This window comes from Pseudarthrobacter sp. S3 (genome assembly GCF_050156905.1).
In the GTDB taxonomy this organism is placed as follows: domain Bacteria; phylum Actinomycetota; class Actinomycetes; order Actinomycetales; family Micrococcaceae; genus Arthrobacter.
In genome coordinates, this window is sequence record NZ_CP189583.1 from 2,687,375 (window position 1) to 2,713,250 (window position 25,876).

Sequence of the window (25,876 nt, forward strand, 5' to 3'; positions counted from 1 at the left end):
ACTGCAGCGGCGGGCTACAGGGGACGCGCGGCGAGCATACGCTCGAGCGCGGTTTTGGCGTTGTCCTGGACGGAGTGGTCCACGCTGATGCGGTTGACGATGCGACCTTCGACGAGTTCCTCCAGGACCCAGGCGAGGTAGCCGGGGTGGATGCGGTACATCGTGGAGCAGGGGCAGATCACCGGATCTAGGCAGAAGATGGTGTGCTGCGGGTACTCGGCAGCGAGCCTGTTAACCATGTTGACTTCCGTGCCGATTGCGAAGGTGGTCGGTTCGGTGGCGGCCGCGATGGCCTTCTTGATGAAGTCGGTGGAGCCGGCGGAGTCGGCAGCGTCCACCACCTCCATGGGGCACTCGGGGTGCACAATCACGTTGACGCCGGGGAACTCGGCGCGGGCCTTTTCGATCTGGCCGACGTTGAAGCGCTTGTGGACCGAGCAGAAGCCGTGCCAGAGGATCACGCGGGAATCGAGCAGGGCCTGTTCATCGTTGCCGCCCAGTTCCTTGCGCGGGTTCCACATGGGCATCTGCTCCAGCGGCACACCCATGGCCTTGGCGGTGTTGCGGCCCAGGTGCTGGTCGGGGAAGAACAGGACCCGCTGGCCGCGTTCGAACGCCCATTCCAGGACCACCTTGGCGTTGGAGGAGGTGCAGACAATGCCGCCGTTGCGGCCGCAGAAAGCCTTCAGGGCGGCGGAGGAATTCATGTAGGTGACCGGAATGACCGGAACCCGACCCTCTGCGTCGGCCTCGGTGCCGAAGATTTCTTCGAGCTGTTCCCAGCACTCCTCCACGGAGTCGATGTCCGCCATGTCTGCCATGGAGCAGCCCGCGGCGAGGTTGGGCAGGATGACGGCCTGTTCCGGGGTGGAGAGGATGTCCGCGGTTTCGGCCATGAAGTGCACGCCGCAGAAAATGATGGCCTCGGCGTCAGGCCGGGTGAGCGCGGCGTTGGCCAGCTGGAAGGAGTCCCCCACGAAGTCGGCGTACTGGATGACTTCGTCGCGCTGGTAGAAGTGGCCCAGGACCACTGCCCGGTCGCCCAGCTTTTCTTTCGCCGCACGGATGCGGACGTCCAGCTCGGCATCGCCGGCGCGTTTGTATTCCTCCGGAAGCTGGCCTTGACGGGGGGTGGCGGCCGGCGCAACGTCAGCACTGGAGGCGCCGGGACCATAAGCCGGGGCACCGGCGAGCGCCCCTGCGAGGTCGTATTCCCACGGCCCCTTGGCGAGCGCCGGGCTGCAGGTGGCTGCTGTTTTGCCTGCAGCCGCGCTCCGGGACGCGCTTTCGGCCTGTTCGCGCGTGATCAGCTGGATGGCTGTGTTGACGCTGCTCATGGTGTGCTCCTGTTGTCGGGATCAAGGCCGGGGCGGCCGGTGAAGCGGTAGAGACGTGGCGGGCGGTGCTTGCCGCCCTGGAGGTACTCGCCGGTTTCTTCGATCTCCGGCGTGGATTTGAGCTGGCGGCGGAAGTTGGCCGGGTCCAGCCGGGTGTCCAGGACTGCTTCGTAGACTTCGCGGACCTGGGCGAGGGTGAAGTACTCACCCAGGAAGTGGTAGGCCACCGAGCCGTAGGCCAGTTTGTTCCGCAGGCGCCGGAGCGCGTACTCAACAATGGCGTTGTGGTCGAAGGCCAGGTCCCCCACCTTGTCTGCCCTGAACCACTTCACGTTCTCCGATTCGTCGGCCAGGGCGGCTTCGGTGGGCTGGACCAGGGCCCAGTAGACGATGGACACAACGCGCTGCGTGGGTGAGCGGTGCAGCCCGCCGAACGCATAGAGCTGTTCCAGGTAGCTCGGGGTGAGTCCGGTGGTTTCCCGGAGGTTTCGGGACGCAGCATCCTGCAGGGATTCAACATGCGTCAGCGGTCCGCCGGGAAGTGCCCAAAGGTCTTTGTACGGCTCACGGATCCTGCGGACCAGGGGTAGCCACAGCGTAGGCCGGCCCGAGGTTTCGCTGGGCCGCAGGGCGAAGATGACGGTGGAGATGGCAAGCGAGGGTGCAGCGGTGGCCCGCTCGGAGACGTTCGCTGAACTGCTGTACACGGTCACTCACCCGCTCCCTGCTTTTGGGCTTCACTGCCATCACCTAGTTATAGTCAATATGACTAGAACTGATTCTACGGCCACATTCCCCTGATTCAAAATGTTTCGCCGCACAATGCAACCGGATGAAGGCCCCTGTGGCTGGTCCGCCAGACCGGGTGGCGATCATCGCATCCAAAACGCGCCGCAGGTCCGGACTGCCGGAAACGGTGTGAACCTCGATCAGTTCCGGGATCGCAGCCAGCACCCCGGACTGTCGGTAAAACGTCGAACAATTTTGGCATCCAAGGCCTCGACGTTTAGACAACCGCCTTCGCTAGCACCTTGGGGTAAGCAACTTGCCAGCCAATAGTCATCCAAATGATTCAAAGTGCCGGCATCGTTGCAGACCGGTTGCCCGCGAGCCAGCGACTTAGGCGGTAAATTCAAATGGTCCCCTTAGTGGCACCCACCCCAACCCCAAGAAGGTTCTCAGGCATGACATCGACGTCCACGGCAGTGCGGCCGGCATCCCACCTCGGCCACACCATGAAATCCCGGCAGCTCACCATGATGGGACTGGGCAGCGCCATCGGCGCCGGCCTGTTCCTGGGTTCAGGGGCCGGCATCCAGGCCGCCGGGCCTGCCGTGCTGATCTCCTATCTTGTCGCCGGGACGCTCATCATCCTGGTGATGTGGGCGCTGGGCGAGATGGCCGCTGCGAATCCCACGAGCGGCGCCTTCTCCGTGTACGCCGAACGGGCGCTGGGAAAAACCGCCGGCGCTACGGTGGGCTGGCTGTGGTGGCTCCAGCTGGTGGTGGTCATCGCTGCGGAAGCCCTGGGCGCAGCGGGCCTCCTGTTTTCCGTCTGGCCGGTTATCCCCGTCTGGGCCCTGGCCCTGATCTTTATGTTTGTGTTTACGGCCATCAACCTGACGGGTGTGAAGAACTTCGGCGAGTTCGAATTCTGGTTCGCCATCCTGAAGGTCGCCGCCATTGTGGCGTTCCTGGCCGTGGGGGCCGCCCTGCTGCTGGGCCTCCTGCCCGAAGTAGCTTCGCCCGGACTCGCCAACATCACCACCGATTTTGCTCCTGCCGGGCTTGGCGGAATCGCCACGGCATTGTTCGTAGTGATCTTTGCCTTTGGCGGAACCGAGATCGTTGCCGTGGCCGCCGCGGAAACGGAGGACCCGGAGCACAGCGTGGGCAAGGCGATCCGCACAGTGCTGTGGCGCATCCTGGTCTTCTACATCGGCTCGGTATTTGTCATCGCTGCAGTCCTGCCGGTCTCCTCCAAAGGACTCGCCTCGCCCTTTGCCGGCGTGCTCGACGCGGCCCGGATCCCGGGCGCCGGGACGGCGATCACCCTGGTTGCCGTCGTCGCGCTTCTCTCCGCACTTAGCGCCAACCTCTACGGCGCGTCCCGCATGGTGTACTCGCTCGCCGAACGGGGCGAGGCTCCCCGGTTCCTGGCCAGGCTCAGCGGCGCCAGCGTGCCCATGGTGGCAGTGGGCGTGTCGGTGGCGTTCGGCTTCTTCGCCACGGTCCTGGAGCTGCTGTTCCCGGACCGGATCCTGCCGGCACTGTTCCAGCTGGTCGGATCCACGTGCCTGGTGGTCTGGGGCACGGCCCTTGTCTCGCAGCTGATCCTCCGGCACCGCGCGGACCGGGATGGTGCCGCGCTTCCGCTGCGGATGCACGGATTCCCGGGCCTGACCATCTTCGGACTCGTCCTCCTGGGACTGATTTTCGCTGTGGGCTTCAGCGCGGAAAGCACCCGCGGCCAGCTGCTGAGCACCTTTGTTCTGGTTGCCTGCCTCGCCGCAGCCTGCTGGCTGGGCGCCCGGCCGGGCACCCGCGATCGCCAACCCAAGTAAGTAGCAGGAAACGGTCCCGTCCTCTTCTAAGCCATGACCTACCGCTATATGGCCAGCGCCGATACTGCCGGCTGCTCCAACACGCTCAAGGCGCCGGTGGAACGGAACCGGCCGCTGGCGGAGGTGGAAACCAGCGAATCCGCTGTTGAACTGCCCGGTCCGAAGGCAGGTAAAGTGGTGCGTACCTTCGGTGGTGCAGGCGACAGGATCAAGGCCGGCGAACCCCTGATCGTGTTCGAGGTACCGGACAACACTGCCGGAATCGTGGGCACGGTCCCGAAGGACGAGGCACCGACGCGCCCGGGTCCGCCTGAGCGCCGTACTTGATGAGGAATGACACCATGAGCGGCAGGCACACCGGCGAGATGCATTCCCACACCGTTGAGGGCACGGACCCCCAGCTGTACGTGGAGGTGCTCGATCCCCAGGACGACGCCGGACTGCGCCCCGTGCTGCTGCTACACGGCTTCTCCTCTTCCAGCAAACTCAACTGGCATGACACCGGCTGGGTGGCGGCCCTGCTGGAGGCAGGCCGCCGCGTCATCACCGTGGACCTGCCCGGCCATGGCCGCAGCGGCGCTCCCGAAGACATGGACTCCTACTCCCCCAGCCGGATCCGCGCGGACCTGCTGCAGATAGCGTTCGACGCCGGCGTGCGGCCATTGCGCAATGGTGACCCCACGAGCGGGGTTGACGTGGTGGGCTATTCCTTGGGCGCGCGGCTTGCCTGGGAATTCGGCGCCACCCAGCCCGAGATCGTCCACCGCCTGGTCCTGGGCGGACCGAACATCGCCGATCCGCTGGCAGCCTTTGACCTCATCGCCGCCCAGAACTACCTCGCCGACGGAACCCCCATCGCGGACCCGTCCACGTCCGGCCTGCTCAAGATGGCCATGCTCCTGCCGAGCAACAACATCTTCGCGCTGCTGTCCCTGGTGGATGCCATCAAGGCCGAACCCTTCGATCCAGCCGAAGCCGTTCCCCACATGCCGATGCTTCTTGTGGCCGGCGACCAGGATGAACGTGCGGCCACCATGCCGAAGCTCGCCGAACTTGGAATCCGGGCAGGGTCCATGGCTGAACAGCTGACGTTGCCTGGCCGCAGCCACACCAACGCCATCACCAGCCGGGCCTTCAAACAAGGCGCCATCGCTTTCCTGGGAGTCTGAGCACAGCGCGGCTGACCCCTGGCGGCTGATTCCTGACAGGGATTTCATGGCTCCCGCATAGGTTCCGCTGCTTGGATCCTCAGATGCAGCATCCTTCAAAAATCCTGACTGCCACGGCCTACTCCCACCTGGTGGAGGAAGGTTCGGCGTCCCTCGATGATCCGCTGGGCGCGTTCACCTCGGAGTTCCAGCTCCAGGCGATGGTCCAGGACAGCAACAACGAATCGCGGAGCCTGCTGATGGCCGCTGTGCGCCTTTCCGACCTCCACGACGCCGCCATCCTCTCCATGTCCGCCGGCAGCTTCGTGCTGGTGGTTTTCACAAAGCGTGCCGACCTCAGCGACGTCCCCGAACGGACGGCGCCGATCCAGGACATCACCAAGACCGTTTCCGCCGCGCTCGCTTGACTCAGCTGCGGCGGGAGGCCGTATCCCCGCTTCCCGCTGCGGCGGCAGAAGGTAGGCTGGAATCGGGCGGAGACAGCCGGAGAGGGAGCAAATGAGCACGCGTTTTGAAGACCGCACCCATGCCGGTGAACGGCTGGCGGCGGTGCTCACCCAGTTCCGGGAACGCCCCGACACCATCGTCCTGGGGCTGGCCCGCGGCGGTATCCCCGTCGCCGCCGCGGCCGCGAAGGCCCTGTACCTGCCGCTCGGCGCCGTTCTGGTCCGTAAACTCGGCATCCCCGGCCACGACGAAACAGCGTTCGGCGCACTGGCCTGGTCCGGAGGCCGGATAGTGCGCCTGCTCAACCGTCCCCTGATCACCCGCATTCTGGATCACGGAGTCCGCCAGGAATGGCTGGATGAAGTGGAGAAACGCGAGCGGGCCGAGCTGCTCCGCCGGGCCGGGACCTACCCGGGGATCAGCAACAACCTCACCGGCAAAACAATCCTCCTTCTCGACGACGGCCTGGCCACCGGAGCCACCATGCGCGCCGCCGTCGAGGCCGCCCGTTCGGGTGGCGCGGCACTCGTCGTCGCCGCAGCCCCGGTGGGTTCGGTGGAGGCCTACGCGGCAGTGTCCAGGGTGTGCGATGCCGTGCTGTGCCTGCATCTGCCGGGCAAGTTCCGCGCCGTGGGTAGCTTCTACCGGCACTTCGAGCAACTTGCCGATGAGGACGCCATCAGACTTCTGAACCAGTAGGCGCCCCGCAGCAGCCCAGCCCTCAGGGCGCCACCGGGCTCACGGCAACCGGCGGGCTCACGGCAACCGGCGGGCCCAAGCCAGATGGCCGGAACCCGCCGTTGTGCGATGCGGACTACCCTAGTGGTGACTGCTGACGCCGAGCGGGTTGCCCTTCGTCTCCTTGGCGAGCAGAACCCCGGCTGCTGAAATCACGCACAGGATCATGATGTAGATGCCGATGGATCCGGTCCATTTGGTGCTCAGCAGCAGAGTCTCGGCAATGGTTGCAGCGAAAGCACCACCGAGGATGGCGCCGAAGGCGTACCCGATGGAGATGCCCGAGTAGCGGACATTGGGCGGGAACATCTCGGCGTACATTGCCGACATGGGGCCGTAGGAGAGGCCGAGGCCGATGGTCAGGACGAAGAGCGCCACAGCGTAAAGCCAGATGTTCCTGGTGTCGATCAGGGCAAACATCGGGATCATCCACATGAAGATGATTGCATAACCGATCAGGAACGTCTTGACCCGGCCGATCCGGTCCGAGAGCCAGCCGCCTGCGAGCGTGAAGATCAGCCAGCCGAAGGAGGCAAGGGTGGTGGCCAGCAGGATTTCCGGGACCGGCATCTTCAACGTCCTGGTGGCGTAGGAGATGAAGAAGGCAATCAACAGGTAGCCAGCGGCGTTGTTGCCAATGAAGATCATGGTCGAGTAGAGCACGGGCCTCTTATGGTTACGAATGAGCTCGCTAAGGGGAGCCCCGCTTTCGGCCTTTCGGGCCGCCATCTCCTGGAAGACGGGGCTCTCGGCCACAGCCCGGCGGATCAGGTATCCCACCACAATCAGCACTATGGACAGCAGGAACGGCACCCGCCAGCCCCAGGCCGCGAAGTCTTCCTTTGACATGTTCGAGTTGAGAACGAAGAGCAGGCCGGTGGCCAGGATCATGCCGACCGGGACCCCGATCTGCGGGTACGCACCGAACACACCGCGGCGGCTCTTGGGCGCGTGCTCTACGGCCATCAGCGCAGCACCGCCCCATTCACCGCCGGCGGAGAAGCCCTGGACAACGCGGAGGAGGATCAGCAGGATGGGAGCCCAGACGCCGATCTGCGCATAGGTCGGGAGCATGCCGATCAGCGACGTGGCTGCGCCCATCATCAGGAGGGTGAAGACCAGCATTGCCTTGCGGCCGAGCCGGTCGCCGAGGTGGCCAGCGACAACTGCACCAAGCGGGCGGAACAGGAAGCTGATGCCGATGAGCGCGAAGGACAGGATCTGGGCCAGGCCCGGGTTGGATTCGTTCAGCGGGGCCAGGAACAGCGGGGACAGCAGCGTGCCCGTCAGTTGCGCGAAGATGAAGAAGTCGTACCACTCGATGGTGGTGCCGACCAGGGTTGCAGCGAGAACCTTGCGTTCCTCGTGCTTGCTGCTCGGGCCCACCTCGGAATCGACGCGTGAAGTTTCGGTCATTGGCACTCCGTGGCTTGGGGGCAGCCTGGTGAGGGATTCCGGCTGCCGGGGTGGATTCAGGTCGTTCGATTTACTGATCGAACGGTCAGTAAGTACGACGTTACGCCAAGATGTGACGAAACGCACGACTTTTCTTGAATCTTCGTGCGGATCAATTCCATAGTTGAACTTCTATTCGGAATCAACACACAGCTTTTTTGAGAATCAGCACACCTACCGGGGTGCGCGAAGCGCCGTCACGGTGCACGCGCAGCTCCTGCACAGCCGCCTAGGATGAATCCATGACGCCCACCGCAGTCCCCTCCGGAGCAGCTCAGGCTTCCCCTTCCCAGACCCTGTCGCGCGGAATCCGGGCACTGGAAATCCTGGCCGCGGCGCAGGCGCCGTTGACCATTGCGGAGCTTGCCGACGCCATGGGAGTCCACCGTTCCGTGGCCTACCGGATCCTGCGGACCCTGGAGGATCATTCCTTGCTGGTGCGCGATGACGCCGGCAGAGTCCAGCCAGGGCCCGGGCTCGCCGTCCTGGCGCGGGGCGTGGCCCGCGATCTCCAAACGGCGGCCTTGCCGGAGCTGACCCAACTCGCCAACGCCCTGACCATGAGTGCCTTTGTGGCCGTCTGGGACCGCGACGACTGTGTCACCATCGTCACTGTGGACCCGCGGCATACCGGCGCCGCGATTGTCCAGCACCCTGGCTCCCGGCATCCAATCAGCGCCGGTGCCCCCGGAATTGCGATCCAGTCAGCGTATTCAGAAGCTGACTGGCATGCGGCCGCGCCCGGAATCCCCTACCGGCCCGAGGCGGGAACCGCGCGGCAACTGGGCTTTGCCGCCAGCCACGATGAAGTCCTCGCCGGCGTCTCCTCCGTAGCAGTTCCGGTCCGGGTCGCTGGCGGCCGGCCGGCCGCGCTGGCCGTCGTTTACATCCGGGCAACCCAGAATCCGGACGAAATCGCCGCGGCGCTAGTGGCGGGCGCCGGGCGCATTGAGGCCCAGCTGGGCTGACCGCGGCATACCCCGACTGGCCGTGACCACCGCCCGGCGCCGATCAGTGGCGTTTGCGGAGAATGACTGCGGCCGCAGCACCCAGCACCAGCAGGCCGCCAGCAGCAACCACAGGCACAACGAATGCCGTGTGGTAGCCGTGGGCCTGCGCGAACTGGCCACCAACCGCGGCACCCAGCGCGGTGCCGGCCACGATACCGCTGGCCAAAGCCGTCATCACGGTCCCCAGCCGTTCCACCGGCGCCACCAGGCTTCCGATCGCGAAGACCGTGACCATCACGGGACCCACCGGCAGTCCCAGGACCAGCAGCACCACCACCATGCCGCCCAACGATCCCGGCACCAGAAGCAGCAACGCAAGCACCGTCATCAGTGCCGCGCTGACCAGCCACCGGGCCGCCGGCGTGAAGCGCTGGGGCCAGTACGCCACGGACAGGGCTGCGGCGGCAGAACTCAATCCCATGACCGCATACAGCAGTCCGGCGATTTCAGAGGAGGCGAAACTCGCAGAGAACGAGCTCAAGGACGTCTGGGCGGACCCAAAGAAGGTGCCCATGGCCACCATCGCCAGGACGGGCAGTGCGACGACGGCGGGAATCCTGGCTGCCTTGCGCGAGGCAGCGGAGACCCGGTTTACGGGAACCGCCTTGTGGGTGGAGTGCATGGCAAAGGCGGGAACCAGCGTGATGGTCATGGCTGCAGCAAGGGCCAACGGCAGCCAAGGGGCCACCAGGCTGGCCAAAATTCCCACTAGGGCCGGTCCCAGGACAAACGTCAGTTCATCGGCGGTGCCCTCGTAGGACAGGGCCGTATCAAGGTCCCTCCGGTCCTTCGCTTCCTTGCCCCGCGAGGTGAGCGCCATCCAGCGCACCCTGGCCAACGGCCCTACCTGCGGGCAGCTGGCACCGGCGAGGAACGCTGCAGTGATTACGGCGACGGGAAAGGACCCGGCGTCGGGCGCGGCCCAGGCCGTACCGATCAGCCCCAGGACGGCCAAGGCATTGAGCACCGCCGCAACCAGGAGGACGGGCCGCTGCCCCCTGCGGTCTGCGAGGGCACCAAAGAAGGGGGCGCCGAGAGCCGAGCCGATCCCCACGGCACCGGCGGCCGTACCGCCCAGCGCGTAGGAGCCGGTCACGGACGTGACGAGGGTCAGTGCACCGACGGTCAGCATGGCCAGGGGCAGCCGGGCGAACAGGCCCAGGGGGATAAAGCTGCGGCCGGCGAGGTGCGGGAGCCTGGCGAACCGACCCGTGGGCGGAGCCAGCGCAACGGACGCCGGCGCATTGTCGGGATGGACAGTGTCGGGAGCGTCGGCGCCGGCAGAGACCGGCGCCTCCAGGGAAGCGGACAGGGAGGACATCGCTGAAGATTTCAAGGTAACGGGCTCGTTCAGTAATGCGCATCGTCCCTCCTCCCGATGCGCGCGACCCGGTAACTGTTCAATCATATAGGCCGGTTTGGCCCAGTCCAGTCCGGCATGGCCGCAGTCACACCAGCGCCTCGGCGGCGTCGGAAATGCGGAGCGTGGAACCGTTCCGACCCTTGAGGATCTGGAGTTGGGTTCCGATGCGCTGTTTCATCTCCCCCACATGGCTGACCAGACCCACAACGCGGCCGCCGTCACGAAGGCCTTCGAGGGCATCCATGACCTGTTCTAGAGATTGTTCGTCCAGGCTGCCGAAACCCTCGTCGACAAAAAGCGTCTCGATCTGGATGCCACCGGATTCCTGCTGCACAACGTCTGCCAGCCCCAGGGCGAGGGACAGGGACGCCATAAAGGATTCGCCACCGGAAAGCGTAGAGGTATCCCGGCGGTGACCGGTCCACTGGTCCACCACTTCCAGCCCCAACCCGGATTTTGCGCCGCGCGCGGCCTTGGCGTCTGAATGCTGGAGCAGGTAGCGGCCATCGCTCATGGCGACCAGCCGTTCGGAAGCAGCCAAGGCCACCTGTTCGAGCCGTGCCGCGAGGACGTAGGTGTTCAGGCTCATACGGTAGGTGTTGTCTCCACGGCCGGCCGCGGTATCAGCCAGGGCTGTCAGGAGCTGGGCGCGTTCCCTGGGAACGCGCCCGGAACCGGCCAGCTGTTGGTAATCGTTGCGGACAGCGGCTAGCGCCTCCACACAGCGCGCGGCCATGGCGGCGGCAACATCGGCAGCCCGTGCTTCCTGTCCGGCCTTCTCCGCGGCGTCCTGCAGGTCAGCGAGGAGGGCTTCGTCCACCACGGGATGGGCGGCCTCTTCAGTCAGTGCCAGCAGCAGATCCTCGGATGCGAACAGCTCGGCAATCCGCGCCTGTTCGTCCTGGCCGGCCCGGACCTCGGCCTGCAAGGCAGCAGCATCAGCAGATGACAGCAGCTGTGCCCGGGCTTCAAGGTCAGAACTGAAACCAGCCTCCGGCAACGCCAGGTCAAGCTGGTTCCGTGCTTCCTCGGCCCTGGCCTTGGCTCGGCTGAGCAATGCCTGGGCCTCCACGGCCTTCTCCAACGTGGCGGCGGCATCCTGCAGCGCCCGCAGCCGCTGCGTGAGTCTGCGGTGACCGCCGCGCAGCGCAGAGAGTGCGCTGTCAAGGGACGCCAGCTGGTCCACCAGTCCTGACAATTCAGCGGTGACCTGTGCGAGTTCGGATGCCGCGCCGTGCCTGGCGGAATCCGCTGCCGCAATTCGGGCCTCCGCGGCCTCAAGCTGCTGCCGGAGGTCCGCGAGGTTTTTCACCGCCAGCTGCGACTCGCCGGCGGCATTGCGGGCGGACTCGAAAGCCGCAAGCGCATCCGTTTCGGGCATGTCCCCGCCCTGGCTTTCAAGGACAGCCACCAACTGGTTCGCGTCGCCCAACTCACGGGCCCGCGCTGCCAGCTTTGTCTCTGCGGCCTCATGGTCCTGCTGGGCAGCTTCCTCGGCCTGGCTGAGGCCCAGCGCTGACGCCGCAGCCTCCGCAGGAGCCGGGTGGTCCGCACTGCCGCAAACGGGGCAGGCCTCGCCTTCGGCCAGCTGGGCAGCGAGTTCGGCGGCGGCGTTGGCGAGTCTTTCCTCGCGCAGGTCCAGCCAACGGAGTTTCTTCTCGAGCTGGATCTCCCGGGACGCCGAGTGACGCTCCGTGGCGAGCGCCTGCGCGGCGCGTGCAGCCGCACAGCGCCGGACGGCGTCAAGAAGCTCCCCGGCCGCAGCGGCTTCCTTCTCATGGAGCGTGGCGGCTGAGGCCAGTTCCGTCAGTGGCTCCAGGCCTGCCGTCAGGGTTTCCTGCTCCGCGCGGAGACCCTGCAGCGAAACGCCAAGGTCAATGTCCTTTTGGGTGAGTTCCTGCTGCTTCGTGGTGAGCGAGGCGCGCCTGGCAACCAGTGATTGAAGGCGTTCCTCATCCGGCAACCTGGCTTCCACAACGGCCAACAGTGACCTGAGGCGGCTGAGCTCACCCACAACGTCAAGTGCCGCGGCGGCGGAAAGCCCGGCATCGCCGTGGTCTGCATCCAAGGCACCGAGGTCCAGCTGGCCCAGTTCGGGGTCTTCATCCGCGGCCATCCGCAGCAGTGTGATGGCGGATTCCATGGCTCCCGCGGCGTGCCGGACCTGGGTCTGGCTGGACTGGACAGCCTGCAGCTGACCGGTGAGCACCTCGGCGCGGCGGTGTTGTTCGAGCCGGGCGCCATGGAGCTGCAGGGATGGCAGGATTGCCTCAGCGGCGGCCTTCCGGGCCTCGGCGGCTGCCAGCTTGCGGTGGCGCTCCCGCCGCGCGGATTCGTTCTCCAGCCGGTCTGACGCTTGCCTGCTGACGGCCGCTGCGGCGTCCGCCGCCGCAGCCAGTTCGACTGCGCGGTGGGCCACGGTTTCCTGCAGCCATTCGATCCGGTCCGCCGGCTCCTCCTGGGCAGGTGCCGCAGAATCATCAATGGCCAGCGCCTCGGCCTCGGCTTCGGCCCGCGCCGCCAGCAGCTCAAGCTCTGCGTTCAGCCGGGCAACATCGCTCCGCGCGGCCTGGGCCTGCGCCGACAGCTCCTGTTCCAGGGCTTCGAACCGCTGGGTGCCAAAGAGTTTCTGCAGCAGTTCCAGGCGATCGGCTGCCTTGGACCGCAGGAAGGCGGCAAAATCGCCCTGCGGCAGCATCACCACTCGGGTGAACTGTTCCCGGTCCATTCCGAGCAGTGCGATGATTTCAGCGCCGGCTTCATCATTGCGTCCGGATCGCTCCGTCCACGTTCCGCTGAGGCGTTCCCGGAGGAGCGTTTTGGCCTGCTGTGTGGTGAAGCCGTTCTTTCCCCGGGCACTGGGTTTATCCCAAGCCGGCGACCTGGTGACTTCGAAATGCCGGCCCTGGGCGGAAAACTCGCAGGTGACCGCAGGCTCCAGCGAAAGCTCGGCATGATCGCTGCGCAGGCGCTTGCCGTCCTGGCGCGCCCCCGGCACGGATCCGTACAGCGCAAAGCAGACAGCGTCCAGCACGCTGGTCTTCCCTGCTCCGGTAGGTCCGTTGAGGAGGAAGAGTCCGTGGGCACTCAACCTGTCGAAGTCGATTTCCTCGGTGCCCGCAAAGGGCCCGAAGGCGGAGATGACAAGGCGGTGGATCCTCATAGCGATGCCTCCCTGAGGCGGACGTTATCCAGCGCCGCGGCGATAGCCGACTGCTCGTGGTCGTCCGCGTCCCGCCCCCGCACGTGATCGAGGAATCCGCAGCAGAGCGAGAGATCATCCTGGGCTTCGGCGAGCCGGCTGCTGTAGCTTTTGGACGCCTTGACGGCGCCGCCCTGCGGATCAAACCCGAGGACCAGCGTGTCCGGAAAACGGGCCCGCAGCCGCTCCATGGCCTGCGCGGGCCGCTGCTCATCCGTGAGCGTGATCTGGCAGTACGCCCCTTCGGCCCAGGAATGCTCTGCGGACTCCAGGAGTTCCGAGATTCCGCCGCGGAGCACGGCCAGCTTCCGCGGGGCTTCCCAGATCAGTTCCGATACGCCGGCCACACCGTCCGGGCTGACGTCGATCAGCCAGCTTCCCTTGTCGTGCTTGGCTTCGGAGAACGAGTAGGCCAGGGGCGATCCCGAGTACCTGACCTGCGGCGACAGCGTCTGCCGGCCGTGCAGGTGCCCCAGCGCGGTGTAGCTGAATCCGTCGAACAGGTCCAGGGGCACGGCTCCGACTCCCCCGATGCTGAGATCCCGCTCACTGTCGGAGCTGATCCCGCCGCTGGCGAACGTGTGGGCGAGGACCACCGAATGGACCGTTCCCGCTGCGTTGCGCTGCGCGAGGTCCGCCCGGATGCGGTCAGTGGCGGCGCGCGTGACTTCGAAGTGGCTGGCGGTTTCCGCGCCGAGTTGTTCGGCGACGAGGCGCGGTTCCAGCCAGGGGATTCCATAGATGGCCAGGACGGTCCCAGGCGTCGCACCGTCACCCGGGCCCAGCGGCAGGACAACTGGCTGGTCCAGGTCCGCCAGCCTGGTCCGCAGGTGGACGCCGCCACGTTCCAGCAGCCTGGACGCGAAGCCCAGCCGGATGGCGGAGTCGTGGTTACCGGATGTCAGCACCACCGTGGCACCGGCATCCGTGAGCCGCACCAGGGCATCGTCCAACAGCCCTACCACGTCGACGCCGGGCAGGGCGCGGTCGTAGACGTCGCCGGCAATCAGGACAACATCGACCGCGTTTTCGGTGACGGCGCTGACGAGCTGATCAACAAATGACCGTTGGGCGTCCAGCATCCCGACGCCATGGAAGGACCTGCCCAAGTGCCAGTCCGATGTGTGCAATAACCGCATATTCTTACGCTAGCGGCTGCCACCGACAGTTTAGGACACCGCCGCAACAGGCCGTGGCCCAGTCAGGCCAGCTAGCTGCGCTTTCCGTCGAAGAAATCCTGGGCCTCGTCGCGGCTGTCCGGCTGGTCCGCGGTGGAATGAACCGGTGCGGCCTTCACCGGGGCAGCTGCCGTTGCAGGCACCGTAGCGGCCTCGTCGGCGACGTCGGCATCGTTGGTATCGACGTCAACATCCTCGTCGTCAAAATCCTCAACATCGTCGGCGTCGCTGTCGTCAGGCACTGACCCGCCAGCGGCCGAAGCAGTTACGGAAACAACCGGCTCAGCGAACCCGCGGAAGACCAGCCCGGCGATGGCCGCGCCCGCCAAGGGAGCAACCCAGAACAGCCACAGCTGCTCTAGGGACCAGCTGGAGCTGAAGAGGGCCGAGGCAGTGGCACGGGCGGGGTTGAACGGTGCGTTGCCCACGGAGAGGCCCAGCTGCAGCAGGACGGCGACGGAGAGGCCCACGGCTACGGCGGCTGCCGTCTTGCTGACGTTGTTGCGCGCAGTGGTGCCCAGGAAGACTGCAACCAGGATGGCGGCCCCAAGTACTTCCAGCAGGAGCACGCCGGCGAGGGGCGCCTGGATGATGGAATGTTCGCCGAATCCGGCGGTCACGGTGTCGAACGCCGTGCGGCTGTCCTGGATGCCCGGCAGTGTGCGCAGGATGCCGAAGAGGGCGAGGGCGCCCAGGAGCCCGCCCACCAGCTGCGCGCCGATGTAAGCAGCGGCGTCACCGAGCCGGATCCGGCCGGCAACGGCGTGGCCAACGGTCACCGCCGGGTTGAAGTGTCCGCCGGAAACGTAGCCGAAGGCCAGCATCGCCGCAGTCACTGCCAGGCCTGCTGCGAGGGCGGCGGGCAGCGGGCTGGACTGCGGGATGGAGAACAGCGGCACGCCCAGGCCTGCCACCACGATGAAAAGGCTGCCAAAGGCTTCCGCAGACAGCCTGGACACCAGCCCGTGCCGGATTTCGGCACCGCTGCCGGCAGTCAGCCCGGGGGCGGGGTCACGGTGGACGGGCACAGGCGTGGTCATGGTGGGGCAATCCTTAACGTTGGGGTGTGGTGCCTTTGCATTCTGCCAAGGGATTCTGGGCGTTGGCTGAGTCCGAGCTTAGTGGACGGACGGTGTGGCACCTCCGGCGCGTTGCACCACCGCCCCACGGTAAATTTACTGTCATGAGCATTGAACCGGGCGCCGTTCCCGCACCCCCGCTGAAGTCACGCATCCACGGCTGCCTCCTGGGCGGCGCCTTAGGAGACTCGCTGGGCTACGCGGTGGAGTCCGACTCGATCGAGGCCATCCGCCAGCGCTTCGGCCCGGCGGGCCTGACGGACCTGGCAGGGCTCGACGGCGGCAGCCACTTTTCGGACGACACGCAGATGACGCTGTACACCGTGGACGGACTGGTGGAGGTGCTCGAATGGGCCAATGACGGCGTGGGCGCCGATGCGAACGCCTGCGTGTGGCTGGCTTATCTCCGCTGGTTGGACACCCAGGGTGAGTCTGTACCACCGCAGGCCCCGGCGCAGCCGCCGCGGTGGATCGACGGCAACGAGGTGCTGAGGCGCCGCCGCGCCCCGGAAAAGACATGCATCAGCGGACTGGCTACCGGTGAAATGGGTACGGTCTACCGGCCGGTGAACCCTGAGTCGAAAGGCCGCGGAACGGTGATGCGGTCCGCGCCGTTCGGCCTGATTCCCTACATAGCGTCCGACGCCGTCTATAAGTTAAGTGCCGACGCCGCCTCCCTGACGCACGGCCATCCGTCCGCACGGCAAAGTGCCGGCAGCTTCAGCCTGCTGATCCACCGCCTGGTGGCCGGTGACACCCTGCCGGACGCGGCGGCAGCGGTCCTGGCCGAAGTCCGTGGCCTGAAGGATGTGGCGGCGGAACTTCCCGAGCGGTTTGAAGCGGCCATCCGCTGTGCGGGAACAGGCGTCCTGTCGCCGGAGGAACTGGTTCGGCAGCTCGGCGGGGGCTGGGTCTCGGAGGAGGCGTTCGCCGTCGGGCTTTACGCTGTCCTGGCCACAGCGCCGGATGCGGACTCCACCCTGTCGCCGGAAGACCATTTCCGGGCAGCCGTGGCGCTCGCCGTCAACCACAGCGGCGCCAGCGATACCACGGGATCCATCGCCGGAAACATCCTGGGCGCCTACTACGGCGAAGAGTGCCTGCCCCCGGAATGGCTCAACGCATTCGAAGGGCTGGACGTCATCCGCGGCATGGCCGACCTTCTGGTGGGCGTTACGACCGCTTGAGCGCGACGTTGTTGCAGGCCTCGCAGATGTCCTCCGGGATCAGGCCCCGGCGCTGGAGCACTCCGAAGATAACGCAGCCCAGGCAGAATCCGGCGAAGGCCTCCAGCGAGGCAGCCGCGATGAGTACCGCGAGCACAATCCACGCTGCCGGGGCGGCGCCGGCAAGGAACAGGATCAGCGCCGTGGTGGAGACTACAGTCCCCATGCCCTGGGCAAAACGCTTGGGCGGTCCGGGAACCAGGCGAACGCGGCCCAGCCGGGGTGCCAGGACCTTGACGGAGAGCAGGGCCAGCGGCGAAATCCGTGGGCCGAAGAGCACCCGCAGCCAGAAGCCCGCGGCGATGAGCACGAGTCCCCACACGGACCCGCTCAGCAGCGTGGCGCCCGCGAGGAGCACCACCAGGCCGGCCGTGATCCTGGCCGCGTATTCATTGACGGGGTTGGGAAAGGCGAACACGGCGGACCAGTTGATTCCGGTTGTTTGGCCGTCCGTTAGTTTGCTCATCCTGCAAGGCTAGGAGCCGGGCACGCCGCAGGGAAGATTTGTTGCGCCGGATGAACGCAGTGCGGCTCAGCCGCCCACCATCTGCAGGAACTCGCCTTCGGAGAGTACTTCAATGGGCTGGCCGCGGTCATGGAGCTCCAGGACGCGCCGGGCCTTGCCGGTCAGCCTGCCGGACCGCAGGTCCGCGGCCACAAAGCCGTCACCCACCACCAGCACCGTGGTGCGGGCGGTTACCCGGCTTTCCGGCCGGGCACCCAGCTCGGCGGAACGCACCTTCGCTTCCGGCCGGGCCATGGAGAGCTCGCCGGTGAAGACAACGGTCTGGCCGTACAGCGGGTGGGAGGGTTCGGCGTCGGCATTGGGCACGGGGTTGTCGCCCTCCTCCGGCCACCCGGACACGAACGGGCGGACCAGCGCTGCGCTGCCTCCGCCAGCGGCACCGGCAAGTGCAGTAAGGCTGGCTTTGGACAGGACATCGTGCGCCGGGTCAAAAGCCGCCTGATGCGGCAGGACCAGACCCAGCGACAGGTAGAGCTCGGCAATGCTGTTGGCGTTGTTCCGCGCAGCGATATCGATCAGGATGCCGGCGCAGGCCCGGGCGTCTTCTGCGGCGTCGTGATGGTTAACCAGCGGCACGCCGGCTTCCTCCGCGGCGAACGGCAAGGAATTGGAGACCAGGGAGTAGCAGCGCCGGGCCAGCATCACCGTGCAGACGTAGTCGTAGGCAGGCCCGGGCAGGCCGGAGACCTCAAGCCCGGACCGGATCACGCCCAGGTCAAAGGCCGCGTTATGCGCCGCCAGGATGTCGTCCCCGATGAAGGCACCAATCTCCGGGAACAGCTCACCGAAGCGGGGACGGCCGGCCACGTCCGTAGCCTTGATGCCGTGGACCCTGACGTTGTGGTACTCGAAGTGGTCGTGGTTGACCGGCGGACGCATCAGCCACGACGCCTCATCCACCACGCGCCCGCCCCGGACCTTCGTCAGGCCAACAGCGCACGGTGAACCCCGGAAGCCATTGGCCGTCTCGAAGTCGATCGCCGTAAAGTCCAAACCCACGGCCCATACTTTACCGCCGGACACGGCCGCTCCGTGTCACCGGGGCGGCCCTGTCGCGCAGATCACGCGTCCGACGCCGGGTGGCGGGGTTGCGGAACCGCCCGCCGCAGCGTGAGGTGCTGATGCAACAGGGACGCCCAGGTGCGTCAAGTACCCTGAGGAGGTGAACTTTCTTGCGATCAGCGACCTTGCCCCGCCCATGCTGGGTGGTGCAGGACCGGTCCAGCCGCAGCTGGCCTCCTTCCTGCCCGACTGGCTGAACCCCCAGATTTTCCTGGCCGATCCCGCACTCGCGCCCTGGGTGGTGCTGCTGGTCTGCGGAATTGTCTTCGCGGAGACGGGCCTGCTGGTGGGATTCTTTCTTCCCGGGGACTCGATGCTGTTCACGGCAGGGCTGCTGGTGGCAACGGACACCATCCAGTTCAATGTCTGGCTCCTGGCGCTCCTGATCACTATTTCCGCCATCATCGGCAACCAGACCGGCTACCTGATCGGCTCCAAGGCCGGCCCCGCCATCTTCAACAAGCAGAACTCCCGCCTCTTTAAGCGCGAAAGCGTTGAGAACGCCCACGCTTTCTTCGAAAAGCACGGCGGCAAGGCCCTGATCCTGGCCCGCTTCGTGCCGATCATCAGGACCTTCGTGCCTGTGATCGTCGGCGTGGCCCAGATGGACAAGAAAAAGTTCTTCCTGTTCAACGTGATCGGCGCGGTCCTGTGGGGCAGCGGCGTCACATTGTTGGGCTACCTGCTCGGTGACAGGGTCCCGTGGGTACGTGAGAACCTGGACATCATCTTTATCGCAATTGTGCTGGTCTCCGTGATTCCCATCGGCATCGAAGTACTCCGCGGCATTTCCGCCAAGCGCCAGGCGGCTAAGTTCGGCACCGACGCCGTCGACGAATTCATCGAGGAACAGGCTCCCCACGAAGAGCGCAAGACTAACCTGGACTAGCTCCCTGCAGCGCTGCTGGGCGGCGCTGCAGCCAAGGCAAAGCGAAGGGAGCCCCACCATGGTGGGGCTCCCTTCGCTGTTAAGGCGTTTCCGGAACGGCCTTACTGCCGCGCCAGCGCGTCGACAATGGCCGGCACCAGCGCACGGAAGGCCTGCCCGCGGTGGCTGATGGCGTTCTTTTCCGCCGCTGACAATTCAGCGCAGCTGCGGTCCCCGCCGGCGGGCTGCAGCACGGGATCGTAGCCGAAGCCACCCTCACCACGGGGTTCGCGCAGGAGGGTCCCCTCAAGCTGGCCGTACTCCACCACTTCGCGGCTCCCGGCACCGGGCCCCGGGACCGCCAGGGCCGCAGCGCAGACAAATGCGGCCCCCCGGTGCCCGTCCGGGACATCGGCGAGCTGGTCAAGCAGGAGCCTCAGGTTGGCGGCGTCGTCACCGTGCCGGCCGGACCAGCGCGCGGAAAAGATACCCGGCGCCCCGCCGAGCACGTCCACGGCGAGCCCCGAATCGTCGGCAATGGCCACCAGGCCCGTGGCTTCGGCCACGGCCCGCGCCTTCAACAGCGCATTCTCGGCGAACGTGACACCGGTTTCGACGACGTCGGGCGCACCTGCCGCCGCGGCGTCCACTACCTGGGTGTCGACGTCGAGCCCGGGGACCTGTCCGCGCAGCAGCTCGCGGAGCTCCTTGAGCTTGCCCTTGTTGTGCGTGGCCAGGACGAGGCGAAGCACAGGCGCGCTAGCGGATTCAGCGTTCACGGCGTTCGGGTTCACAGTGCGTCTGCGAGGGTTTCGCGCTGGATCGCCGCCAGCGCGGTGGTGCCCATGAGGGCCAGGTCCAGCAGCTGGTTGAGCTCGTCACGGTCGAAGGGAGCGCCCTCGGCGGTGCCCTGGACTTCCACGAACTTCCCGGAGCCGGTGACCACCACGTTCATGTCGGTTTCGGCGCGGACGTCCTCAACGTAGGGCAGGTCCAGCATGGGCACACCGTCGATGATGCCCACCGAAACGGCTGCGATCGTGTCGATCAGGGGCTGGGCGTTCTTGGCGATCAGTTTGTTGTCGCGGGCGAACCGGATGGCGTCCGCGAGTGCCACGTAGGCACCGGTGATGGCCGCGGTGCGGGTTCCGCCGTCGGCCTGGAGGACGTCGCAGTCCAGGACGATCGTGTTTTCGCCCAAGGCCTTGGTGTCAATGATGGAACGCAGCGAGCGTCCGATCAGCCGGGAAATTTCGTGGGTCCGCCCGCCGATTTTGCCCTTGACCGACTCGCGGTCGGAGCGGGTGTTGGTTGCCCTGGGAAGCATGGCGTATTCCGCCGTGACCCAGCCGCGGCCTTCGCCCTTGAGCCAGCGCGGCACCCCGGCCGTCAGGGACGCCGTGCACAGGACCCTGGTGTTGCCGAACTCGATGAGGGCCGATCCCTCGGCCTGCTTGGACCATCCGCGGGTGATGCTGATGGGGCGGAGCTGGTCGGGGGCGCGGCCATCGGCGCGCACTACGGGCACTGCGGTTGCTTCAGAAGTCATGCCTTTAGCTTATCGACTCGCGGCGAGCAGTCCCGCCGCAGCCGGGGCAGCCAACCACGCAGGGCGGCGGACCCGGCAAGCATGGGATCAGACGGTGTAGTGCACACCGGCCACGGCAACGGCCACATCGCCGCCGAATACGGGGCGCGCTTCGGCCATAACAGTGGTGGGCGATGTCCAGACGGGGATGTGCGTGAGCAGCAGCCGGCGTGCGCCTGCGCTCTCAGCAGCCTGACCGGCGCGCTTTCCGGTCAGGTGGACGTCCTTGATGTCGTCGTCCCGGCCTTCTTCAAACGCGGCCTCGCACAGGAACAGGTCAGCGTCCTTTGCCGCTTCCTCCAGCCCGGCACAGGAATCGGTGTCCCCGGAATACGTCAGGACCCGGCTGACCAGGTTGCCCTGCTTGTCCGGTTCGGTCACTTCCACCCGCAGGGCGTAGGCCTCCTCCACGGGATGGTTCACCGCAAAGGGCGTCACCGTGAACGGCCCCACCGTGACGGACTCCCGTTCGGTCCAGTTCGTAAAGTCGAATTCCTCGTGCATCCCCGGATCCAGCTCCAGGCCGTAGGCGGTGGCCATCCGGTCCGCCGTCGCGGCCGGCCCCCAGACCGGAATCCTGCCGCGTCCCCAGCCGCCGGGCTTCCAGCGGACCGCCACGTGCAGCCCGCACAGGTCCATGCAGTGGTCCGGGTGCAGGTGGGTGAGGAAGATCGCGTCGATGTCTTCAAGGTCTGTGTAGCGCTGGATGGCGCCCAGCGCTCCGCTGCCCAGGTCCATCACGATCTTCCAGGTCCGCTCGCCGTCGTTGGCGGTCAGGAGGTAACAGGACGCCGGCGAGCCGGGGCCGGGAAAGGAGCCGGTGCAGCCGACGATGGTGAGCTTCACAGGAGAGGACCTCCGGCCCGGTGGGCGCCTACAAAGTTCGAAATCCTGGGTCCCGACGACGACTGCCGGGCGCTGGTGGCCTGCGCGGCGGCGATCATCTCGGGGGTGATCCTCGCCAGGCTGCCGGTGGGGTACTGGGCCGCCACGTGGTCCACGTGCCGGACGGACAGGACCTCCGGACCCAGGAACCGGCGGGCCAGCGTTTCGAACTGGCCGGCGTCACCGGTGGCGATGAAGTGGTGTTCCGGGGGGGACGCGGCGGTGCGCTGAAGATCGTGGGTGGCAAGGGCCCGGTACACGTCCTTGGCCGTTTCCTCGGCGCTGGACACCAAGGTGACGGCGTCGCCCATCACGAAGGAAATGACGCCGGTCAGCAGCGGATAGTGTGTGCAGCCCAGCACCACCGTGTCCACGCCGGCCGCCTTCAACGGCGCCAGGTATTCTTCGGCGATGGCCAGCAGGGCGGGTCCGGTGGTGATCCCGGCCTCCACGTAGCTCACGAACTCCGGGCAGGCCACGGAGGTGATCGCCAGATCCGGCGCGGCGGCAAACGTGTCTTCGTAAGCCCGCGAACCAACGGTGGCGGAAGTACCGATGACGCCGATACGCCCGCTCCTGGTAGCGGCGACAGCCCGCCGGACGGCCGGCTGGATCACCTCGATGACGGGAATGCCATATTTTGCGGTGTACCGCTCGCGGGCGTCCCGCAGGACAGCGGCCGACGCCGAGTTGCAGGCAATGGTCAGCAGCTTGACGCCGGAGTCCACCAGTTCGTCCATCACGCCGAGTGCGTTCGCACGGACTTCGGCGATGGGCAACGGCCCATAGGGCCCGTGGGCGGTATCCCCCACATAGAGGATGGACTCGTTGGGGAGCTGGTCGATGATGGAACGGGCCACCGTCAGTCCGCCGACACCGGAATCAAAGACGCCGATGGGGCGCGACCCCACCTGGCCGGTGGTGCTGCTGGCTGCGGAGTCCGATGCGACTGCGGCTGACGGATCCATGCTCGAGGCTGTAGTCATGATTATTCGAGGATAGGTCTTCCCCGGGGCCGCAGCCATCACATTGTGGCGCCCGACTCATGTCAAATTTGTCACATTGGGGGTAGTATTCCGGAACGTGACAGCAGGTCAGGCCCGGGAATCCAGGGACTGGAGCATGGCCTGGACCAGGGATTCCTGCAGCCACGTGGTGAAGTTGTATACCAGGGCGAGGTAGCTTTCCACGTCCTCGGCCTGGGACCAGTCCTGCATCAGGTGCACGTGTTGGGCGTCCTCTTCATCCCGGATGTCCAGGCGCTCCGCCAGCACCAGGCGCACGTCATTCAATGCCATGGACCAGAGCCTGGCTCCTTCTGCGGTGAGGACCACCTCGTCCTTGTCCAGGTCCAGCGCGGTAGCGCGCAGCGCGCCGATCTTGGTTTCCCGCAAGGAGCGCTCGGTGAGCTGGCGGAACTCCAGGGACGCGCCGTCGTCGTTCTTCATCACATTGGGCAGCAACCGCTTAACCGCACGGTCCGTCGGTTCCTGGACATCCATGTCCAGTCCGATCAGGGCGGCCAGCGGATCCTGGCTGGCGTGTTCGACCGGCTGGAGCATGGAGATGACATCATCAATCAGGCTCCGGAGCAGTTCCCGTTCGGCGGGCTCCAGGAACCCGGTGATGCCCTTGAGCCCGTACTTGAATGCCTTAGCCACGTTTCCCCTTGCCCTGCCCGGACCCGCCGGATTTTCCTGTGTTTCTGGAACTTCCACCATTCCCGCCGGTGGCCTTCTCCACGGTCGCCCAGAGGCCGAAGCCGTGCATGGCCACGGCATGCCGCTCAACCTGTTCCTTGCTGCCGTGGGCAACAATGGACCGGCCCTTTTTATGGACTTCCATCATCAGCTTGTTGGCTTTGGACTCGGAGTAGCCGAAATAGCTTTGGAAAACATAGCTGACATAGCTCATCAGGTTGACGGGATCGTTCCAGATCACCAGGTTCCACGGGATGTCCGGGGCAGTCAGGGAGTCGGTGGACGCCTCTGTCCCGGTCCGGGTGCCCTCCTGTGTATCAGGGCCGAGCGCAACGCTTAAGGTCATCTGTCCATTCTATGGGGAGTATGGGCCCACGCCGGCTGGGCCCACGCTGGCGAGGGCCCCGCGGCGAAGCGAAGCGAGACGGGGGAGCCGGTGGGGACTAGAGTGAATTTCGTGAGTACCTCCGCCGGCTGGGACCATCCCCGCACGTCCTTTTACACAGACCACTACGAGCTGACCATGCTGCAGGCATCGCTGCATTCAGGCGCCGCGCACCGCCGGTCGGTCTTCGAGGCCTTTGCCCGGCGCCTGCCCGACGGCCGGCGGTACGGGATTGTGGCGGGAACGGGCCGCCTGCTGGAAGGCATCGCCGACTTCCGGTTCGGCGAAGCGGGACTGGAGTTCCTGGCCCGGACCGGCGTGGTCAACCAGGACACCCTGGACTATCTGGCGACCTACCGCTTTTCCGGTGACATCTGGGGCTACCCGGAGGGCGAGGCATACTTCCCCAACTCCCCCATCCTGATTGTCGAATCAACGTTTGCCGAAGCCTGCATGCTGGAGACGTACCTGCTTTCGGTCCTGAACCATGACAGTGCCATCGCCTCCGCCGCATCCCGCATGATCACCGCGGCCGGCAACCGGCCCTGCATCGAGATGGGGTCTCGCCGCACGCACGAGGAATCCGCAGCCGCGGCCGCCCGCGCCGCCGTCATCGCCGGCTTCGACAGCACCTCCAACCTTGAGGCCGGCATCCGCTACGGCATCAAGACGGTTGGCACCGCCGCGCACTCCTTCACACTCCTGCATGACACCGAGCGGGACGCCTTTGAGGCGCAGATCGCCTCCCTCGGTCCCGGCACCTCGCTGCTCGTGGACACGTACGACGTCGAAGCGGCGGTGCGTGCCGCTGTCGAGTTGGCGGGGCCCAAACTGGGCGGCGTCCGGCTGGACTCCGGGGACCTCGTGGCGCAGGCCCAGTGGGTCCGGCAACTGTTGGACGAGCTCGGCAATGTGAACACCAAGATTGTGGTTACCTCGGACCTGGACGAGTTCGCCATCGCCGCACTGCAGTCGGCGCCGGTGGATTCATACGGGGTGGGCACATCCCTGGTTACCGGCTCGGGGGCACCCACAGCGAGCATGGTCTACAAGCTCGTCAGCCGGACCGACGACGCGGGCAACTTCGTCTCCGTGGCGAAGGCGGCCAAGAACAAAACCAGCAAGGGCGGACGGAAGTACGCACTGCGCAAGCTCAACGAGCGGGGGGTGGCTACCCAGGAAATTGTGGGCATCGGCCACCGTCCCGAAGACGACGGCAACGACCGTCCGCTGCTTCAGCAGTTTATGAAGAACGGCGAACTGCTGCCGGGCTGGACCGGACACGAGGGTGTGGTCCGCGCCCGCCAGCGGCACGCGGACACCATGGCCGAACTGCCCGGCGTCGTCAACCGCCTGCAGCGCGGCGAGCCTGCCATCCCCACCATCTACGAGGAGAACTGATGTCCCGCGCCCTGATCATCGTTGACGTGCAGAACGACTTCTGCGAGGGCGGCTCCCTGGCCGTGGCCGGCGGTGCCGATACTGCCGGGGCCATCAGCGAGTACGTGGACGCCCACCACAACGAGTTCGACCACATTGTTGCCACCCAGGACTGGCACATCGATCCCGGGGCGCATTTTTCCGACACGCCCGACCTCAAGGACAGCTGGCCCCGGCACTGTGTCGCCGGCACGCGCGGAGCCGAACTCCATCCGGACCTGGACACCGAATACATTCAGGCCTATTTCCAGAAGGGCCAGTTCACCGCGGCGTATTCCGGCTTTGAGGGCCTGCTGGCCCCTGAGGACGCCGTCCCCACCGGGGAACGCCAGCCTGGTGCCATGCCCGCTGACGCAGCTGCCTACGCGCCGGCGGAGAACGCCATCGGGCTGGACGACTGGCTGCAAAGCCACGATGTGGAGGACGTTGTCGTCGTGGGGATTGCCACCGACTACTGCGTGATGGCGACCTCGCTGGACGCGGTCCAAGCCGGCTACTCCGTCACGGTCATCCGCTCACTGACCGCCGGCATCGCCGAGGACCTGGAGGATGCCGTTGCGGAGATGGAGCTCGGCGGCGTCGAAGTCTCCTGACGCCTGGCACCAGCCGCCTGATACAGGACCTATAACAAGCATGGCCCAGGATGCAGAGCAC

At 66.2% G+C, this 25,876-nt stretch carries 25 protein-coding genes; 10 read left to right on the forward strand and 15 right to left on the reverse strand.

What is annotated here, in order from left to right:
- Positions 1 to 14: 14 nt before the first annotated feature.
- Both nadA and ACQCSV_RS12890 read right to left on the reverse strand, forming a co-directional pair.
- A complete protein-coding gene (gene nadA, locus ACQCSV_RS12885; RefSeq protein WP_354153658.1) occupies positions 15 to 1,337 on the reverse strand; it encodes a quinolinate synthase NadA in 1,323 nt (440 codons plus the stop codon).
- Entirely contained in the window at positions 1,334 to 2,044 is a 711-nt protein-coding gene (locus tag ACQCSV_RS12890; RefSeq protein WP_354153787.1) for an NrtR DNA-binding winged helix domain-containing protein, read from the reverse strand. Before ACQCSV_RS12890 ends, nadA begins: the two co-directional genes overlap by 4 nt.
- A 477-nt stretch (positions 2,045 to 2,521) precedes the next feature.
- On the opposite strand from ACQCSV_RS12890, the gene ACQCSV_RS12895 reads away from it, so the two are divergent.
- The 5 genes from ACQCSV_RS12895 (at position 2,522) to ACQCSV_RS12915 (ending at position 6,216) form a co-directional block, all read left to right on the forward strand.
- Complete coding sequence (locus tag ACQCSV_RS12895; protein WP_426938539.1) at positions 2,522 to 3,901, forward strand: amino acid permease; 1,380 nt, start codon at positions 2,522 to 2,524, stop codon at positions 3,899 to 3,901.
- Positions 3,902 to 3,934: 33 nt separating this feature from the next.
- On the forward strand, positions 3,935 to 4,228 hold the full coding sequence (locus tag ACQCSV_RS12900; RefSeq protein WP_354223133.1) for a biotin/lipoyl-containing protein: 294 nt from the start codon (positions 3,935 to 3,937) through the stop codon (positions 4,226 to 4,228).
- Between the two features lie 14 nt (positions 4,229 to 4,242).
- Positions 4,243 to 5,070 carry an alpha/beta fold hydrolase gene (locus tag ACQCSV_RS12905; protein ID WP_354153655.1) on the forward strand — a complete coding sequence of 276 codons (828 nt, stop codon included), beginning with the start codon at positions 4,243 to 4,245 and terminating at the stop codon, positions 5,068 to 5,070.
- An 83-nt stretch (positions 5,071 to 5,153) separates the two neighbouring features.
- On the forward strand, positions 5,154 to 5,477 hold the full coding sequence (locus tag ACQCSV_RS12910) for a hypothetical protein (RefSeq protein ID WP_354153654.1): 324 nt from the start codon (positions 5,154 to 5,156) through the stop codon (positions 5,475 to 5,477).
- A gap of 91 nt (positions 5,478 to 5,568) precedes the next feature.
- Entirely contained in the window at positions 5,569 to 6,216 is a 648-nt protein-coding gene (locus tag ACQCSV_RS12915; protein WP_354153653.1) for a phosphoribosyltransferase family protein, read from the forward strand.
- A gap of 120 nt (positions 6,217 to 6,336) precedes the next feature.
- On the opposite strand, the gene ACQCSV_RS12920 is transcribed toward ACQCSV_RS12915, so the two are convergent.
- A complete protein-coding gene (locus ACQCSV_RS12920) occupies positions 6,337 to 7,671 on the reverse strand; it encodes an MFS transporter (RefSeq protein ID WP_354153652.1) in 1,335 nt (444 codons plus the stop codon).
- Between the two features lie 281 nt (positions 7,672 to 7,952).
- Here ACQCSV_RS12920 and ACQCSV_RS12925 point away from each other — a divergent pair, with 281 nt between their 5' ends.
- The gene (locus ACQCSV_RS12925; protein ID WP_354153651.1) at positions 7,953 to 8,678 is read left to right on the forward strand and encodes a helix-turn-helix domain-containing protein; all 726 of its coding nucleotides are present in this window, start codon (positions 7,953 to 7,955) and stop codon (positions 8,676 to 8,678) included.
- 43 nt (positions 8,679 to 8,721) lie between these two features.
- Here ACQCSV_RS12925 and ACQCSV_RS12930 read toward each other — a convergent pair whose 3' ends face one another.
- The 4 genes from ACQCSV_RS12930 to ACQCSV_RS12945 all read right to left on the reverse strand — a co-directional run bounded on the left by ACQCSV_RS12930 (position 8,722) and on the right by ACQCSV_RS12945 (position 15,503).
- On the reverse strand, positions 8,722 to 10,041 hold the full coding sequence (locus tag ACQCSV_RS12930; RefSeq protein ID WP_354223135.1) for an MFS transporter: 1,320 nt from the start codon (positions 10,039 to 10,041) through the stop codon (positions 8,722 to 8,724).
- Positions 10,042 to 10,168: 127 nt separating this feature from the next.
- Positions 10,169 to 13,246: an AAA family ATPase gene (locus ACQCSV_RS12935; protein WP_426938540.1), complete on the reverse strand. Its 3,078-nt coding sequence runs from the start codon at positions 13,244 to 13,246 to the stop codon at positions 10,169 to 10,171.
- Positions 13,243 to 14,424, reverse strand: coding sequence for an exonuclease SbcCD subunit D (locus ACQCSV_RS12940; RefSeq protein WP_354153648.1), 1,182 nt, complete (start codon positions 14,422 to 14,424; stop codon positions 13,243 to 13,245). Before ACQCSV_RS12940 ends, ACQCSV_RS12935 begins: the two co-directional genes overlap by 4 nt.
- A 71-nt stretch (positions 14,425 to 14,495) precedes the next feature.
- Entirely contained in the window at positions 14,496 to 15,503 is a 1,008-nt protein-coding gene (locus ACQCSV_RS12945; protein ID WP_354153647.1) for an aquaporin, read from the reverse strand.
- Between the two features lie 143 nt (positions 15,504 to 15,646).
- On the opposite strand from ACQCSV_RS12945, the gene ACQCSV_RS12950 reads away from it, so the two are divergent.
- Positions 15,647 to 16,729 carry an ADP-ribosylglycohydrolase family protein gene (locus ACQCSV_RS12950; RefSeq protein WP_354153646.1) on the forward strand — a complete coding sequence of 361 codons (1,083 nt, stop codon included), beginning with the start codon at positions 15,647 to 15,649 and terminating at the stop codon, positions 16,727 to 16,729.
- Here the strand turns inward: ACQCSV_RS12950 and ACQCSV_RS12955 are convergent.
- On the reverse strand, positions 16,716 to 17,234 hold the full coding sequence (locus ACQCSV_RS12955; protein ID WP_354153645.1) for a DUF4395 domain-containing protein: 519 nt from the start codon (positions 17,232 to 17,234) through the stop codon (positions 16,716 to 16,718). The genes ACQCSV_RS12950 and ACQCSV_RS12955 overlap by 14 nt on opposite strands.
- Positions 17,235 to 17,300: 66 nt before the next feature.
- On the reverse strand, positions 17,301 to 18,293 hold the full coding sequence (locus ACQCSV_RS12960) for an exonuclease domain-containing protein (protein WP_354153644.1): 993 nt from the start codon (positions 18,291 to 18,293) through the stop codon (positions 17,301 to 17,303).
- Positions 18,294 to 18,471: 178 nt separating this feature from the next.
- On the opposite strand from ACQCSV_RS12960, the gene ACQCSV_RS12965 reads away from it, so the two are divergent.
- The gene (locus ACQCSV_RS12965; RefSeq protein WP_426939565.1) at positions 18,472 to 19,245 is read left to right on the forward strand and encodes a DedA family protein; all 774 of its coding nucleotides are present in this window, start codon (positions 18,472 to 18,474) and stop codon (positions 19,243 to 19,245) included.
- Between the two features lie 101 nt (positions 19,246 to 19,346).
- Here the strand turns inward: ACQCSV_RS12965 and rdgB are convergent, their stop codons facing one another.
- The 6 genes from rdgB to clpS all read right to left on the reverse strand — a co-directional run bounded on the left by rdgB (position 19,347) and on the right by clpS (position 23,743).
- Positions 19,347 to 20,003 (reverse strand): RdgB/HAM1 family non-canonical purine NTP pyrophosphatase, encoded by a 657-nt coding sequence (gene rdgB, locus ACQCSV_RS12970; RefSeq protein ID WP_354153643.1) that lies wholly within the window; start codon positions 20,001 to 20,003, stop codon positions 19,347 to 19,349.
- An 11-nt stretch (positions 20,004 to 20,014) separates the two neighbouring features.
- Positions 20,015 to 20,773, reverse strand: coding sequence for a ribonuclease PH (rph, locus tag ACQCSV_RS12975; RefSeq protein ID WP_056349350.1), 759 nt, complete (start codon positions 20,771 to 20,773; stop codon positions 20,015 to 20,017).
- 87 nt (positions 20,774 to 20,860) lie between these two features.
- The gene (locus ACQCSV_RS12980) at positions 20,861 to 21,658 is read right to left on the reverse strand and encodes an MBL fold metallo-hydrolase (protein ID WP_282328972.1); all 798 of its coding nucleotides are present in this window, start codon (positions 21,656 to 21,658) and stop codon (positions 20,861 to 20,863) included.
- Positions 21,655 to 22,722 (reverse strand): glutamate racemase, encoded by a 1,068-nt coding sequence (gene murI / locus ACQCSV_RS12985; protein ID WP_354153642.1) that lies wholly within the window; start codon positions 22,720 to 22,722, stop codon positions 21,655 to 21,657. Before murI ends, ACQCSV_RS12980 begins: the two co-directional genes overlap by 4 nt.
- A 69-nt stretch (positions 22,723 to 22,791) precedes the next feature.
- Complete coding sequence (locus ACQCSV_RS12990; RefSeq protein ID WP_426938541.1) at positions 22,792 to 23,358, reverse strand: DUF2017 domain-containing protein; 567 nt, start codon at positions 23,356 to 23,358, stop codon at positions 22,792 to 22,794.
- Complete coding sequence (gene clpS, locus ACQCSV_RS12995; protein ID WP_354153640.1) at positions 23,351 to 23,743, reverse strand: ATP-dependent Clp protease adapter ClpS; 393 nt, start codon at positions 23,741 to 23,743, stop codon at positions 23,351 to 23,353. The genes ACQCSV_RS12990 and clpS overlap by 8 nt, the downstream gene beginning before the upstream one ends.
- Before the next feature lie 111 nt (positions 23,744 to 23,854).
- Between clpS and ACQCSV_RS13000 the strand changes: the two genes are divergently transcribed.
- Both ACQCSV_RS13000 and ACQCSV_RS13005 read left to right on the forward strand, forming a co-directional pair.
- Entirely contained in the window at positions 23,855 to 25,183 is a 1,329-nt protein-coding gene (locus ACQCSV_RS13000) for a nicotinate phosphoribosyltransferase (protein ID WP_426938542.1), read from the forward strand.
- Positions 25,183 to 25,815, forward strand: coding sequence for an isochorismatase family protein (locus ACQCSV_RS13005; RefSeq protein WP_193342345.1), 633 nt, complete (start codon positions 25,183 to 25,185; stop codon positions 25,813 to 25,815). Before ACQCSV_RS13000 ends, ACQCSV_RS13005 begins: the two co-directional genes overlap by 1 nt.
- Positions 25,816 to 25,876: the final 61 nt, after the last annotated feature.